The sequence below is a fragment of the Burkholderia sp. Leaf177 genome, from assembly GCF_001424345.1.
Taxonomy (GTDB): Bacteria; Pseudomonadota; Gammaproteobacteria; order Burkholderiales; family Burkholderiaceae; genus Caballeronia.
Map to the genome: position 1 here is coordinate 274911 of NZ_LMPF01000021.1, position 16095 is coordinate 291005.

The following is a 16095-nucleotide window of genomic DNA, read 5'->3' on the forward strand; positions in this document are numbered from 1 at the left end:
TGGCCGCGGTTTTATTAAAGAGCGATAGCCATGCGGCCGTCGCTCATCCCGTTTTTTTGATTGGCGGGAATCCGGCTGGCCGACCGGTCCCGTGCCGCGTGCTCGGCGAGCGAGGCGACAATTTCATCCGAACGCAGCGCCAGAACGGACAACAGCGTGTCGGACAATCCGTGGCTGTCTTCACAGCAGCCTTGCAAATAAATGCGCGGTTTGAAATGCTCGGGCGTCGCGAGCCGGTAATCGCGTTCCACGTCGCCTTGCATGAGTGCATCGCCGAGATGCGACGCCAGTCCGTCAAGCAAGGAGATATGCGTATCGCGTCTGTAACCCGTCGCCAGCACGAGCGCGTCGAAGCGTTCGGTACGGGCAAGCCCCGTCAGGTTGTCGCGCAACGTAAGCTCGATCTGCCCATTCGCCGTGCGTACGGCCAACTCGGTGCCGGTGTTCGCGAGCAGTCGGTGACGAACATCGCCGGAGACGTTTTGCAGATAAAGCATCTCATAGATCTGTTCAATCAAAGGCCGGTCCACGACCGCGTAATTGGTATCGCGGAAACGATCGATCAGCGAGCGCCGGCCGTCTTTCGACTGACCGTAGACCACGTCCGTATAAGCGGGGCTGAAGATCTCGTTGACGAAAGGCGTGTCGTCGGCGGGCTTGAGCGCGCCGGAACGAATCACGAGGCTTGCATCGACATGCGGAAAACGCCGCGACAGGTCCATGAAAACCTCCGCCGCGCTCTGGCCGCCGCCGATCACCGCAATACGTTTGCGAGGCGCATCGCTTGCCTTGCCGACCACGCGATCGATCTGTGTCAGATAGGCCGACGAATGGATCACGTTGTGGCTTCCGAGCGCCGCAAACGCTTCGGGAATTTGCGCCGCCCCGCCTATTCCCACTGACAACGCGCGCGTGAAACGTTCCCGTTCGCGGCCATCCTGATCGTGTGAGGAAACGCGCAGCGCTCCGATTTCGTGGCGGTTGCCCGACATGTGAACCGGTTCTATCGATGTGACGGTTTCGCCGTAATGCAGGCGCTCTTCGAACGCATCGGCGACCCATCGAAGATAGTCATGAAACTCGACGCGGGTCGGATAAAAGCTTTTCAGGTTGACGAAGTCGTTGAGGCGACCGCGCTCGAACAGGTAGTTGATGAACGTAAAGCGGCTCTTCGGATCGCGCTGCGTGACGAGATCTTTCAGGAACGAGATCTGCATGCGGCAGTCGTCGAGCAGCATGCCGCGATGCCAGCCAAATTCCGGCTGCCGTTCTATGAAGCAATGCGCGAGGCGCGCCGTGCCGGCCTCCTCTGCAAGACGCACGGCCAGTGAAAGATTCGACGGTCCGAAGCCGACGCCGATCAGATCGAATACGGTGTCTCTTTGCATGTCTCAGGTCCTTTATCGGTTTGCGGTGGCGCGTAGAGAAGGCGCGCGGCGGTTAAGTTGACCGGTCACGATTCGCGCAACTCCACGTTCGACGCGATCCTCGAAGCCAGGCCCGCGATGCTTGGCGTTTCGAAGACGTCGCGGATGGTCAATGCGAAACCAGCGGCACGGGTTGCATCAATAAACCGGACGACGTCGAACGAGGTCGCGCCGGCTTCGAAGAGGTTGTCGTTTTGTGAAAGCGTCTGGTCGTTGAAGAGATCACGCCAGAGATGTTCGAGCGTGCGGGCTGTTGAATCGGCTTCGGCGTCGATTGGGATAGGCGCCTGGATGTTCGCTGCGGATTGGAAACGCGGATGCACGGTTCCTAACGGAACGTTCGGTGCATCGACGAATTGCGTCACCGCATCCAGATAGTCGCGCGCGAGAGTCTTAGCGAAAGTGGCATCGACCAATTCGTTCGCGTAGGAAAACGCGCCGGTCACGCGTCCATCGCGATGTTCCACAATGTCCAGCTCGAGCTCGAAGACCACGCGATGACGAACATCGTTGAACGCTTCAAGCGAAATGCCCGCCCATTCCTGCCCGGCATTCGCGGCCTGACGCAAATAATTGAACATCACCTGGAACAGCGGGTTCGTCATGCCTTCACGCCGCGCGCGCGATGCGGCGACAACATCAGCGAAAGGCGTATCTGCGTGCGCGTATGCTGCGAGCGCCGCGTCCCGTACCGCATCGAGAATGGTCGCCGGCGTATCGCGTTCAGTGATTTTCGTCCGGACAACGACCGCGTTGATAAAGAGCCCGAGCGCGTGGCGCGCGGCGTCACTCGAATGCTCGCGGGTCGATGCAAGTACGCCGATGGGTTGATCGAACGCACCCGTAATCTGATACAAAACCACGTTGAGCGCGGCATGCAGCAGCATGGGCAGCGTTGCGTGTGCTTGAACCGATATCGCGCGTGCACGGCGTATGAGCGCTTCGTCGAACTCGAATGCGATGCGGCTCGCCGTCCAGCGCGGTTGCGATGCTCGCCCGGACGGCGGCGCCGGCAAGATGTTCGACGACGCCGCGTCCAGCGTTTGCAATGCGTCGCGCCAGAATGCAACGCGAGATCGCGGCGCGGCAACAGGAAGAACCGGAGGTAACGGCACAACCGGTGCGAGTGGCGCACTGCGTTTCAAAGCAACGTACGTCGAACGGATTTCGTCGAGCCACAGATCGATTGATTGACCATCCGAAACGATGTGATGGATCACGAGCGACAGCACGTGATCGTCGTCGGCAAGACGCAGAAGCCGCACGCGCCAGAGCGGTGATTCAAGCAGATTGAACGAAGCCAGTGCGTCTTCGTCCGTCAGGTGATTCGCACGCGCGACGGGTGCCGGATCGTTCGAAAGATCGATCACGCGTAGTTCGATGGATCCCGCTTCGTCAATACGCTGACCTGAAAACCCGTTCTTCCTTTGTACAAGACGTGTGCGCAACGCTGGATGTCGGGCGGCAGCTTGCGTGATGGCTGCGCGCAATGCCTTGACAGAAAGCTCGCCGCGCAAACGCAACGCGACGGGTATGTTGTAAGCGGCATTGTCAGGTTGTGCACGCCACAAGAACCACAAGCCGAGTTGCGCGGGCGACAATGGAAAAACTCCATCTGCATCGGCTTCCGGTTGTTTTTCGACCGACGCATCCGGCAACGTATCGGCACTTCTGGAGAGCGCCACACGTTGCACGTACTGCGATAAAACCGGCGCCTCGAAAAGCGCACGCACCGGCACGTCCCTTCCAAGCTGCTCGGCTATACGCGTCGCAACCCGAACCGCCGCGAGCGAGTGACCGCCGAGTTTGAAGAAATGGTCCGCACGTCCAACGCGCTCGACCGTTTCCGCGCCCAGCACTTCGCGCCAGATCCGCGCAATGGCGATCTCCGTTGCATCCGAAGGTGCTTCATATGCCCGTTGCACGCGCTGAGGTTCGGGCAACGCAGCACGATCGACCTTGCTATTCGTATTGCGCGGCAACGCATCGAGCACCACGATGAACGCCGGCACCATATAGTCCGGCAACGTGTGACGAAGATGTGCGTCCAGCTCGGCGGCATCAGCGCGTACCGCGCGCTTGCGTGCGTCATCGGTCAGCTCGACGTAGGCCACCAGCGCCGCTTGCGCGCCCTTGCCGTTCACGACCGCAACGGCCTCGCGCACGTCGTCATGCGCGGCGAGTTGCGCTTCGATCTCTCCAAGCTCGATGCGCAAGCCGCGCAGCTTGACCTGATGATCCACGCGGCCGATGAAATCAAACACACCATCAGCGCGGCGCTTCACCAGGTCGCCCGTTCGATACAGCCGCGCGCCCGGAACGCCAAACGGATCGGGCACGAAACGTTCGGCCGTCATCGCGGGCCGGTCGAGATAACCGCGTGCAACGCCAATGCCCTCGCCGCCCAGATACAACTCGCCGATAACGCCAACAGGCAGCGTGTTCATGCGTGCATCGAGGACATGCGCGGTACGCGCGCCCACGAGCGTGCCGATCGGCAGATACGCGGTGTCGGCGAGCTTCGTGGGATCGTCGCCTGGATTGAACATCCACAGCATCGGCGTGATGACGGTTTCAGTCGGGCCGTAACCATTGACGATGCGCGCATTCGGGAATGCACGGCGCATCAGCGCGAAAGCTTCGCGCGACGTGGCTTCACCGCCCACAGTCAGCGAGCGCAGCGTAGGCGGCGCGCCGTGCGCGAGCGCCCACTCGGCGAGTTGCGTCGCGCAGCCGGGCGGGACGTACGTCATGGTCACGCCTTCGCGCACCATCATCTTGCACGTCACCGCGGGCGGCCAGAGCGTATCCGCCGTCACGGCAACGGCCGCGCCAGACATGTACTGCGAAAACCAGCCTTCGTGCGAACCGTCGAAGTTCACCGACTGGAACAGCAGGAACACGTCCTCCTCGGTCACACCGTAACGCTTCGCGATCGCCGCACAATGCAGCGCGAACGAGCCATGATCGACGATCACGCCCTTGGGTTTTCCCGTCGATCCCGACGTATAGATCACGTAGGCCGCTTGCATCGGCGCAACAGACGGCAACGCAGTGTTGTCGTCGTGGAAGAGACTCTCGTTATCGACCAGCCAGGTTCGCACGTGGTCCAAAATCGGCAACGCGGGAAGGCTTGCACGCTCGGTGACGATGTGCCGAATCCGCGCATCGTCGATGATTTGCGCCAGGCGTTCGCGCGGATGGCTCGGGTCGAGCGGCACGAATGCACCGCCCGATTTTAACGCCGCGATCAAACCAACGGGCAAGTCCACCGAGCGGCTCAGGGCGACTCCTACGCGCATTTCGGCGCGAACGCCCGCAGCGACAAGACGCTGCGCGAGCTGGGTTGCGCGTGTATTCACTTCGTGGCGAGTCAGCGAGCGATCCACGTCCGCCACGCCGCGAGCATCCGGACGCGCACGCGCATGATCGGCTATGCGTTCGTGCACGGGCTTGAACTCGCTGGCCTCGTTCGGCGGATTATGGTTCCACGCGTCGAGCTGATTGCGCTCGGCAAGCGGCAGCCATTGCAGCTCGCCGACGGGAACATCTGGCGTATCGAGTGCGTTCAACAGCAATTCGATAAAACGCTGCGCCAGGCGGTCGATGGCATCGGCTTCGAACAAATCGAGCGCATAGAGAAAAGCGGCGTCGATAGAGCCATCGTCGCGGACCTCGAAATTGAGCGTCAGGTCGAACTTCGCGAACGGCGCGCCCGAGGGCAACTCGGTCACGCAAACATCGGCGAAAGACAGCAACGGACGGCGCGCGCCATATGCGGCCATGACCTGGAATAGCGGATGATGGCTTGCGCTGCGAGCGACGTCCGTTGCTTCGACCACTTGCTCGAAAGGCACGTCCTGATGCGCTTGCGCATCAACAAGACCGCGTGCGGTTGCATCGATCAGCGCGGAAAAACTTTGGTTCGAATCGATGCGCGTTGCGAGCGTCAACGTGTTCACGAAGAAGCCGATCAATCCCGCGGTCTCGGCGCGTTCGCGGTTTGCGGCAGGCACGCCGATCTGAATATGTTGCTCGCCGGACGCGCGCGCGAGCAATGCATTGAGCGTTGCAAGGAGGACGGCGAATTGCGTCGTGCGATGACTATGGGCAAGACTGGCGACGCGCTTCGCAAGCTCAGTGTCCAGCTTGATTACGTGGCGCGCGCCGCGCGCGCTACGTTGCGCCGGACGCGGCGCCGCTCCGGGAAGCATCAGCACATCACGCGACGGATCGATTCGTGAACGCCAGAATCCAAGTTGACGATCACGTTCGCCGGCGTCGAGCCAACGTCGCTGCCATAGCGCGTAATCGACGTAGTGAATAGGTAATGGCTCTAGCGCAACCGCATCGCCCTTTGCATACGACCGGTAAAACGATGCCAGCTCCGCAAGCGCAACATCGCCAGACCAGCCGTCCGAGACAATGTGATGCGTTGTCAACGAAAGCCAATGTGTCCGGTCATCGAGACGAATCAGGCATGCGCGCATCAACGGGCCGTGTGCGAGATCGAAGGGTTGGGTTTCATCGGCGAGCGCAAGTTCACGTGCCCGAGCTTCGCGTTGCGCTGCGGGAATGTTGCTCACGTCGAACGTCTGCCAGCAGCATGGTTCGGGCGCGTGCACCGTCTGCATGACGCCATCCGCGCCTTCCGCAAACGTCGTACGCAACGCCTCGTGACGCGCGATCAGTGCATCGCACGAACGCCGCAGCGCATGTTCGTCGAGTGTCCCGTCAAGACGCAGGCGCTCGGTGATGTGATAGGCAGCGGGCTCGTCGATCATGCGCGCGTGCAGCCAAAGCCGGGTCTGTGCAAACGACGCCGGAACACTGGCAGAGCGCTCGGCACGCGGCGGGATTGGCAGCATGCGAAAGTCGATTCCCGTAGCGGGGAGTTTTTCCAGGAACACCTTGCGTTGTGCGTCTGGTAACTGCGCGAAGCGTGCTGAAAGAGAAAGCAGGTCCGGTCGTGCCGTCATCGTTGATCCTTGGTTCCGGTCTTCATTGCGCTTCGAGCTCGCCAAGCAATGCATCGATGGCGCTCAGTGCATTTTGTCCATGAGCATCGCCGCGTTCGTCGAGTACGCGATCGATCTCTGCCGCGCAACGCGCGAGCGTGCGTTGATCGAAAAGCGTGCGTAGCGGCAGCATCAGTGACCAATGAAGATTGGCTTGTGCGTTGGCCTGTGTGGCAAGCAGCGAGTGGCCGCCGAGAACGAAGAAATCGTCGTCACGTCCTACCGATTCCACGCGTAATACACGTTGCCAGATCGCGGCCAGGTCCTGCTCGGTGGAGCTTCGCGGCAATTCAACTGGATGGTCTTCGCGTGCCGGAACCGGCAGCGCGTTGCGATCGCATTTACCGTTCGGCGTCACCGGCAGCGCCGCAAGCTCGATCACGCGCGCGGGCACCATGTAGGGTGGCAGTTGCGCCCGCAATGCATTCCGAAGCGCCGCCTGATCCAGCGAGCCTTCGGCACCACGCGCCACATACGCGACCAGTTGCTCGTCGCGCACGATAACCACCGCGTCATGCACGCCGGGGTAAGCGCGCAGCAGCGCTTCAATTTCACCCGGCTCAATGCGTTGCCCACGAAGCTTCACCTGTGTATCGATACGACCGAGATAGTCCAGCGCGCCATCACTTCGGCGACATGCAAGGTCCCCGGTTCGATACAAACGCGCGCCCGCCACGAATGGATCAGGCACGAAACGCTTTGCGGTAAGCGCCGGCCGCCCGAGATACCCGCGCGCAAGCCCCGCTCCGCCCAGATACAACTCGCCGATAACGCCGTCAGGCAGCGGATGCATTGCAGCATCGAGAACGTGCAGTTGGAGGTTGTCGATCGCGTGACCGATAGGCACCGATACGGCGTTTCCATCGTCTGCACTGCAGGTCCAGTGCGAGACATCTATGGCCGCTTCAGTCGGACCGTACAAGTTGTACAGACGCGCGTTCGGCAGCAACTGCGCGACACGTGCAACGAGTTCCGGCGCAAGCGCCTCGCCGCTCGCGATAATCCGTTGCAGGCTTGCGCAACGTCCGGCGGCGTTGAAGTCGTCGAGATGCGCGATGAACGCCGCGAGCATCGAAGGAACAAAGTGCAAGGTCGTCACGCCGCGTGCTTCAATAGCAGCAACGAGGCGCGCCGGATCGCGATGATCGCCCGGCGCGGCGATCGCGAGTTTTGCGCCCACTGACAGCGGCCAGACGAATTCCCAGACGGAGACATCAAAGCCGAACGGCGTCTTGTGGAGCACAACATCGCGATCGGTAAGCGTGTAGGCGCGTTGCATCCACGCAATGCGGTTCGACAACGCGCCGTGCGTATTGCCCGCGCCTTTGGGCTTGCCCGTCGAGCCCGACGTATAGATCAGGTACGCGAGTTGTTGTGGGTGAACATCGGCGCGCGCGGCAGGCGTTGCGTCGTCCTGCATTAGTTCGGCCACAGTAAAAACGCGTGCGTCGTCCGTGTTGATGCGCTCCCGCAGATGAGCTTGCGTCAACACCATTGCAGGCTGTGCATCCTTGAGCACATATGCAATGCGCTCGGCGGGGTATTCCGGGTCGATCGGCAAATAAGCCGCGCCTGCCTTCAGCACGCCCATGAGCGCTACGACCATGTCGAACGAACGCTCCACGCACAAAGCCACCACCGTATCCGGCGCCACGCCTTTCGCCACGAGCGCGGCAGCGACGCGATTCGCCTCAGCGTCGAGTTCGCTGTAAGACATCCGATGCAGTTCGCCGGTCGCATCGGCGAATTCAAGTGCGATCGCATGCGCCGAAACCTTGGCAGCGAGTTCGAACTGTCGATGCAGCGACAATTGCTGTTGCGCCGGCGAAATGCGGGTCGTCGCGTTGAAGCGCGCGACTTTGGCGATATCGTCCGGGCTTGCAATCGATATGCCGCCGAGCAGCGCATGCGGATTTTCGACGAGCGCATCAAGACATGCGGAGAAAGCGCGATGCAACATCGCGACGCGTTTTTCATCGATGCGCGCTGCGTCGTAACCGTAGTCGATGATCATAGACTCACCCGCTTCAATCACGAGCGTAACGGCGAAGTCGGTCGATTCGATGTTGCGCAAATCGCGCATCTTGAGCGAGCGTTCATCCCGGCCGGCCCATGCTTCATCGACAGGATAGTTTTCGAATACGAGCAGCGTGTCGAAAAGCGCACCGCCTCCTTGACCCGCCCATTGCTGGATATCTGCGAGGGGCGTATGAGCGTGTTCTGCGGCGGCCGCGTTAGTGGCCTGCAGCTCTCGTAGCCATGTTGCAGCTTCGCGCTGCGGCAAAGGTGCGGTGATGACAGGCAACGTATTGATGAAAAGACCGAGGACGGTATCGACGTCAGGCAGCGCATCGGGACGCCCCGCCACCGTTGCGCCGAACGCAACGGACGATTGATGCGTGACGCGTTGCAACGCAAGCGCCCACGCTCCTTGTATTAGCGTGTTGAGCGTGATGTGAAGACTGCGCGCAGTGTCTACGGCGCGGGCTGTCGCGCTTGCATCGAACGTCGCGCGCCACGAACGATTACCCGTCTGCATATCTGCTTCGCGTTTCGCGACGAGCACGGGTTCATCGAGAAGTGCAAGACGTTCAAGCCAGACCGTCTTCTCCGCGTTCGTATCCCTCTTCGCCAGCCACGCGATGAAATCCCGATAGCGTGCCTTTGCAGGCATCGCGAAATGCGGGCGCGGCGGCTCCATATAGTCGCGCAGGATATCGGCGAAAAGACGCGCCGTACTCCAGCCGTCGAGCAGAAGATGGTGGCGGGTCCAGACGAGTTTCCATTCATCGTCCGCCACATGGATGAGCGTCACGCGCATCAGCGGCGGTCTGCTCAAATCGAAACCGCGCGCCCGATCGTTCGCAAGCCAAGCCTCGAGCGCAAGCTCACCTTCACCACGCCAGTCGAGCGTATCAACGGGCATGCGCGCCTGGCGATGCACGATCTGCATCGGCGTGGCTTCGCCGGTCATGAAGCTAGTGCGCAAGATGTCGTGACGCGGTACAGCAGCCTCGAACGCAGTGCGCAGACGCTGGACGTCAGGCGTGTGCAACGTTGCAACGAGTTGGTTGATATAGGTCGCGTGTTCCGGTGCGAGCAACGAGTGGAACAGAATGCCCTGCTGCATAGGCGAGAGCGGATAGATGTCGTCAATGGAACGCAAGTCGTGCGGCAAGCGGTCGAGCGTGGCCTGATTCAAACCGGCTTCGCGCGCCAGCGGATAGTCGCCCGGTGTTGCGCCGCCGCCTTGAACAGCGAGGCGAGCCGCACATGCCGCCACGATGCCCAAGAGCGCGGTTTCAAAACGCTGCGCCAGTGTTTCGATCGTAGTCCGATCGAATTGCGTTTCGGCGTAGACCCAGTGCAGCTTTAGCGAACGTGCGCCGTCGGTATCGATATAGGCGTGGATCGCAAGCGTGTTGCCAAGCGGCCCAGCCGGGTCCCGTTCGCAACCTGCGCCGCCGAAGCGTGGCGTAAGCAATGCGTCACGAGGCGCATCGAACTGACCGAGATAGTTGAACGTGACGCGCGGCCGCGGTATGGCTTCGAGCGCATGACGAATGGCGTCGTCGCCGTAGTGACGCAGAACGCCGAAGCCAACGCCCTTGTTGGGCACAGCGCGCAAAGCGTCTTTCACTTCGGTGAGCGTGCTGGTGAGCGTTTCGCCTATGTGTAACGCTACCGGGTAATGGCTCGTCAGCCAGCCAAGCGTTCGGCTTGCATCGATGTCATCGAACAGTGGCTCGCGGCCGTGTCCTTCAAGCTCGATACGGCACGATGTCTGTCCCGTCTTCTCCCCAATCGCATGAGCGAGCGCGGCGACGAGTATCTCGATCGTTTGCGTCCGGTACGCAGCGTTTGCTTCGCTTAGTAAGGCACGGGTCAGGTCGGCGTCGAGTGTCTGCTTGAAAACCAATGCGTCGGCATTTGTCGCCGATGCTTCAGGGTGGTCTATCGGCAAGTCATCGTAAGCCGATGAAAGCGCGGACCAGTACGACGTTTCTTGTGCGAACGGAGAGCCCGGTTCGCGCGCGGCGCGTGCGAGGCGCGCGGCCCAGTCCTGTGCGCGTGCACTCGCTGGCGACAAACGTACCGCACGACGTTCTGTTGCGGCCCGGTATGCCGTGTCGAGATCCTCAAGCAGGATGCGCCACGACACGCCATCGATTATTAGATGATGAATCGCGAGATAAAGCTGTGCGCCGCCATCAGGAAAAGTCGCTACGAGCGCGCAAACCAGCGGGCCGTTCGCGATGTCGAGGGTGCATTGCAAAGCATCGAACTGCGCAAGTGCATCGGATTGATCGGTCGCGGTGGTGACGGCGAGGGGCAAGGTATCGAAAGGCTTTTCCGCTCGAACGATCGACCAAGCGCTACTGCCGGGACGTTGCACGAAACGCTGGCTAAAGATCTCGTGATGCATGAGCAGTGCGTCGAACGCACGCGCGAAAGCGTCGAGATCGAATGGCGTTTGTGTATCGAACTGAACGGACTGGTTCCAGTGTCCGCGTTGCGGCATGTCCAACGCGAAAAACCGGAGCTGCGCAGGCGTAAGCACGTCGGTTGCAACACGCGGCGGCGCAGTCGGTTTCGGTGCGACTGCGGCATCCGTCGAGGTTGCGACGGTTGCCAGTTGCGCAATGGTCGGATTATCGAAGAGTTGCTTCGGGGTGAAACGCACGCCACGTTTTCTCGAACGCGCGATGACTTGAAGCACGAGAATCGAGTCGCCACCGAGTTCGAAGAAATTATCGTCGCGACCGACACGCTCGATTTTCAACACGTCTATCCAGACAGTCGCAAGCGTGTTTTCCGTTGTTCCGCGAGTCGCATCGCCGATGCTTTCAACGGGAATGGGCGTGGCCGCGATCTCGCGCAGCGCCGTGCGATCCACCTTGCCGTTAGGCGTCACGGGAAGCGTATCCAGTACCGCAAGCACCGCCGGAATCATGTATTCGGGCACGCGCTGCGCAAGCGTTTCGCGTAAAGCCGCTTCCGTTTGAACACTGCCTTCGTTCAACGTCACGAAGCATGCAAGCCGCAAGCGTCCATCCTGCTCGACCGCAAGCGTTTCGGCCTGTGCGACGCCATCGATAGTTCGCAGCATCGCGCTCACTTCGCCTGGCTCAACCCTGTAACCGCGGATCTTCACCTGATCGTCGAGACGCCCGAGAAAGTCCAGACAACCGTCCGCGCGTAAGCGAACGCGATCGCCCGTTTTGTACAGGCGCTCACCCGTTGCACCGGGATGCGGAACGAACTTTTCCGCAGTAGCCGCCGCGCGTCCGAGATAACCGCGCGCAACGCCGGGACCGCCCAGATAAAGCTCGCCGATCCCGCCGACCGGTACGGCCGATCCAAACGCGTCGAACACGTACGCACAGGCGTTCGGCAACGGCCGGCCAACGGGAATCGATTGACTACGCAAATCCGCTTGAGTTAAGCCGGATGTATCGCAAACGAGCGAACCCACCGTGGTTTCGGTCGGCCCATAATGGTTGATCACGCGGCAACCGGGTTTGAGCGCGGCGATCCGATCGACCAACGCCCACGGCAAGATCTCCCCGCCCGTTATCAACGCGTGCGACGGCAGCACGTCGGCCGCGCGCTGAGCATCGAGCAACGCGTGAAGATGGCTCGGCACGATCTTCAGCACGCCAACTTCGCGCGTACGCATTTCCTGCGCGAACCGGTCCGGATCGAAGGCGCATGATGCCGGCAACAAATGCAACGTGCGTCCTGAACACAGCGCGCCGAAGAGCGTTGTGTGTCCGAGGTCGGCGGCGACAGTCGAGACCATCGCCATGGAGATATTGGGCGCAAGATCGAGTTCGTCGAGCATGCCTTGCACGTAATCTGCAAGCGCGCGATGCGAAACCACAACGCCCTTCGGTGTGCCCGTCGAGCCCGACGTGAAGATCAGATACGCGGCCTGATCCGGCAGCGGCGCACGTTTAACGATCATGGTCGACTGTGATTCATCCTGCTCGATAGCGTCGATATCCAGCACGTGAGCATTGCCGATCTTTAACGGACTGGATGCGACAAGCGCCAGTTGCGCACCGCAAGCATCGGCGGCGGCCGCGAGACGTTCGGATGGCATCGCGGGATCGAGCAGCACGGCATATGCGCCCGACTTCAGCACGCCAAGTAACGCGACGACAAAGCGCACCGACCGCTCGATACACACCACCACCGGCTGTTCGACACCCGCGCCGCGCCGTTGCAACGCGACCGCAACACGGTTCGATGCATCATCGAGTTCAGCACACGTCAGCTGCGTGTGGTCGTCGGCGACTGCCACATGTTGCGGCGTGGAAACCGCATGAGCCGCGATCAACGACAGCACATCGTCACAGGGCATTGCCAACGTCCGACCCTTCTGCCCGTTGAATGGATTGGCGCAATCGAGCAGCGCTACCGGACTCTTTGGATTACGCACGGCATCCGCGACCAGCGCGGCGAAACTTGCGAGCCACGCTTCTGCCGTGGGCGCGTCAATACAATCCAGCGCATACGCCGCTACGAGTTCGATACCACTTGAGTCGTCCGTGAAATCGAGCGCGAAGTCAAAGCGAGCAGCGAGGTCGGGGCCCGGCGTTGCAACGGCGGACAGGCCGGGAAGCTCCGCTTTGATCTCGGCGTCGAACTGTTGGGCGAATTTCACGCGCAACCATTCTTCGCCACGACGCACCGGAGGTTTTATTGCGTCGAGAACCTGATCGAAGGGCACGTCCTGATGCGCGAACGCATTCAGAGACGTCGCGCGCACCGAATCGATCAGTACCTCGAACGATGCGAGCGGCTCGACCTTTGCACGCAGCGCCAGCGTATTCAGGAACAAGCCGATCAAAGGCGCGGTTTCCGCGCGCTGACGATGCGCGACCGGCACCGCGACAACCAGATCCGTAGCGCCAGTCAACCTATAAAGCCATGCATCGAAAGCCGCAAGCAGCACGGTGAACGGCGACGCGTGAGCACGATGCGCAAGCTCGCGGAGCGCGATCGTTGTCCGGATATCGAGTCGTAAAGCGACCCGCGCACCGCGATGATCACGCTCGGCAGGCCGCGCGCGATCGTAAGGCAGCGCAAGGGGTTCGGGCGCGGCATCGAGCGCCTTGCACCAGAACTCGATTTGACGCGCGCCTTCCGCGCCCTCGACCAGTTTCCGTTGCCAATGCGCGTAGTCGGCGTATTGAATCGGCAGCGGCGGCAATTGCGGATCGCGACCTTCCGTGAACGCGGTATAAGCTCGCGCGAGTTCATCGAATGCGCAGCGTGAACTCCAGCCATCGCTGACCGAGTGATGTACCGCGAGCATCAGCCGATGTGAATCGATTGCAAATTCAACTAGCGTCGCGCGCAGCAAAGGACCTTTGGAGAGGTCGAAGGGATCCGCTGCATGGTCTTGCGCGAGACGATCCGATTGCGCGTTTCGCTCGGTATCGTTCAAATGACTCAGATTCACGTGACCGATACGCACCGGCAACGTTGCGTGGATGCGCTGCATGACAACGCCATCGTCGTTTTCAACGAGCGTCGTGCGCCAGGCTTCATGACGTCCGATAACGAGATCGAGCGCCTGCTGCAGCGCACGCGTATTGAGCGCGCCACGAAGCGTCCAATGCCCGGCAATGTGATACGCCGAACCTGCGTTTTGTGTCTGCGCGAGCACCCAGAATCGTTGCTGCGCAAACGACGCCGGACGTTCGATAAAACTCGCCCCAACCGGCAGCGACGACACGCGTGTCAGTGCAAGCTGTGCCGTGCCGGATTCGCGTTCGCTTCTGTCGATCAGCGCTGCGAGTGCATCGAGCTGAGGGTCGTCGAATAACGTATCGAGGCGCAGATTGATGCCGAGTTCGCTGCGGATGGTGGCTTGCAACTGCATCGCCGCGAGCGAGTCGCCACCGCGGTCGAAGAATCGATCCAGCAGTCCGAAAGGCGAAGCGTCGCTCAAGATCCGTTGCCAACAAGCCGCAAGCCAGCGTTCGGTATCGGTACGCGGTGCAGCGAAGTTCGCATCAGCTTTGGCAACACGCGCCGATACCGCCAGCCTCAACGCATCGCGATCGAGCTTGCCGTTTAACGTGTACTGAAGATGATCGAGGCGTGTGTACTGATGCGGCTGCCACGCATCCGGCAACCGTTGCTCGACATATGCCTTGATCGTCGCATCGTCCAGTTCATCCTCTGCCACGATGCATGCAGTCAGCACGGTACGCCCATTGACGGAATCGGCCAGCACGGCTGCATCGCGAACCAGCGGATGCGCGCGCAAACACGCGGCGATCTCACCTGGCTCGACGCGCACGCCGCGCACCTGCACCTGATCGTCGATACGTCCAAGATAGTCATACGCGCCATCCGGACGTCTGCGCGCACGATCACCCGTTCGATAAATCCGCGTGCCTGGCTCGCCGGATTCATCGGGCAGAAAACGTTCGGCCGTAAGCGCCGCGCGCCCGTGGTATCCGCGCGCAAGACACGCGCCGCCGAGCAGCAACTCGTCAGCATCGCCAATATGCACGGCACGCGGCCCGAGAGCCCAGCCGATAGGCAATGGCGCATACGCATCGTCACTTGAAAGCTCGGGCGTGACACCCGGCGCGACCGGCCATAACATCGGCGAGATGATGGCTTCGGTCGGCCCATAACCGTTCACGAGCCGGACCGCCGGGAACACGCGCCGCACCTTATCAAAGGCGTCTTGCGACAGCGCCTCGCCGCCGAACGCGAGCACCCGCAACGAAACAGGCACGCCGCTTCGCGCCGCAAGCGCCGCAAACTCACGCAGATACGCCGGCGGAAAAGCTGCGATGTTCACCTGTTCGCGATTGATCATCGCGAGCGCGGCATCGGGCGAAAACGGCGGCGGGTCTGTAATGACGATGCTCGCGCCCACCGCAAGCGGCGCCAGCCAGCATTCGTGCGCGGCATCGAAATTGACCGACGCAAAATGCAGCAGACGGTCATCCGCTTCTATAGGCAGCGTCGCCGCCAACGCTTCGCAATGCGCGGCAAGGGGTCCGTGTTCTACAACGACTGCCTTTGGCGTGCCGGTGGAGCCCGACGTGTAGATCATGTACGCCGCAGCGCGTGGATGGATGATTGTTTGATCGGGTTCCTGATCGATTCCGATTTTGGCCGCTACATCTTCGCTCGATACCGTCAAACATCGCGAAAACCGCTGACGCATTGTTTCATCCGATGCAACGTCCACGATCCCATGCACCAGACCGGCGTCCTTCACGATCCAGTCGAGCCGCGATGCCGGATGATGCGGATCGAGCGGCACGAACACGCCGCCCGCTTTTAGTACTGCCAGGAGCGCCACGAACAACTCACAAGACCGCTCCACACATACGCCGACACGCACTTCTGTTCCAACGCCCGCCGCTCGTAATTGCGATGCCAGGTTTTCAGCGCGCCAATCCAGCTCGCCCCGCGAAAGCCGCTTTTCCATTGGCGAAAACGACGTCATCGCGGGGGCATCGGGCGCGAGGCGTGCCAATGCGCTGATACGTAAATGCAGCGCGGTCGGGAAACAGGTCGTATGCGTCGTCATAGGCGTGAAGTCCTCTGAGCCGGACCGCTTCGGCCCGCTCAATGGCCACAGGAATTGCGGCTTCATTGGGATGACGATT

General features: G+C 61.2%; 3 protein-coding genes. All 3 read right to left on the reverse strand.

Features of this window, described 5'->3' with window-relative positions; all coding sequences use genetic code 11:
- Nucleotides 1-14 precede the first annotated feature (14 nt).
- Nucleotides 15-1388, reverse strand: a complete 1374-nt coding sequence (locus ASG35_RS16695) for a lysine N(6)-hydroxylase/L-ornithine N(5)-oxygenase family protein (protein WP_056359553.1) — start codon at nt 1386-1388, stop codon at nt 15-17.
- A 65-nt stretch (nt 1389-1453) separates the two neighbouring features.
- A complete protein-coding gene (locus ASG35_RS16700) occupies nt 1454-6406 on the reverse strand; it encodes a non-ribosomal peptide synthetase (RefSeq protein ID WP_056360801.1) in 4953 nt (1650 codons plus the stop codon).
- 22 nt (nt 6407-6428) lie between these two features.
- Nucleotides 6429-16016: a non-ribosomal peptide synthetase gene (locus ASG35_RS16705; RefSeq protein WP_056359557.1), complete on the reverse strand. Its 9588-nt coding sequence runs from the start codon at nt 16014-16016 to the stop codon at nt 6429-6431.
- Between the last annotated feature and the right edge of the window lie 79 nt (nt 16017-16095).

Bases quoted from the DNA above. Each gene is read 5' to 3' on its own strand.
- ASG35_RS16695 (WP_056359553.1), bottom strand. From the start codon at position 1,388: ATGCAAAGAGACACCGTATTCGATCTGATCGGCGTCGGCTTCGGACCG.
- ASG35_RS16700 (WP_056360801.1), bottom strand. From the start codon at position 6,406: ATGACGGCACGACCGGACCTGCTTTCTCTTTCAGCACGCTTCGCGCAG.
- ASG35_RS16705 (WP_056359557.1), bottom strand. From the start codon at position 16,016: ATGACGACGCATACGACCTGTTTCCCGACCGCGCTGCATTTACGTATC.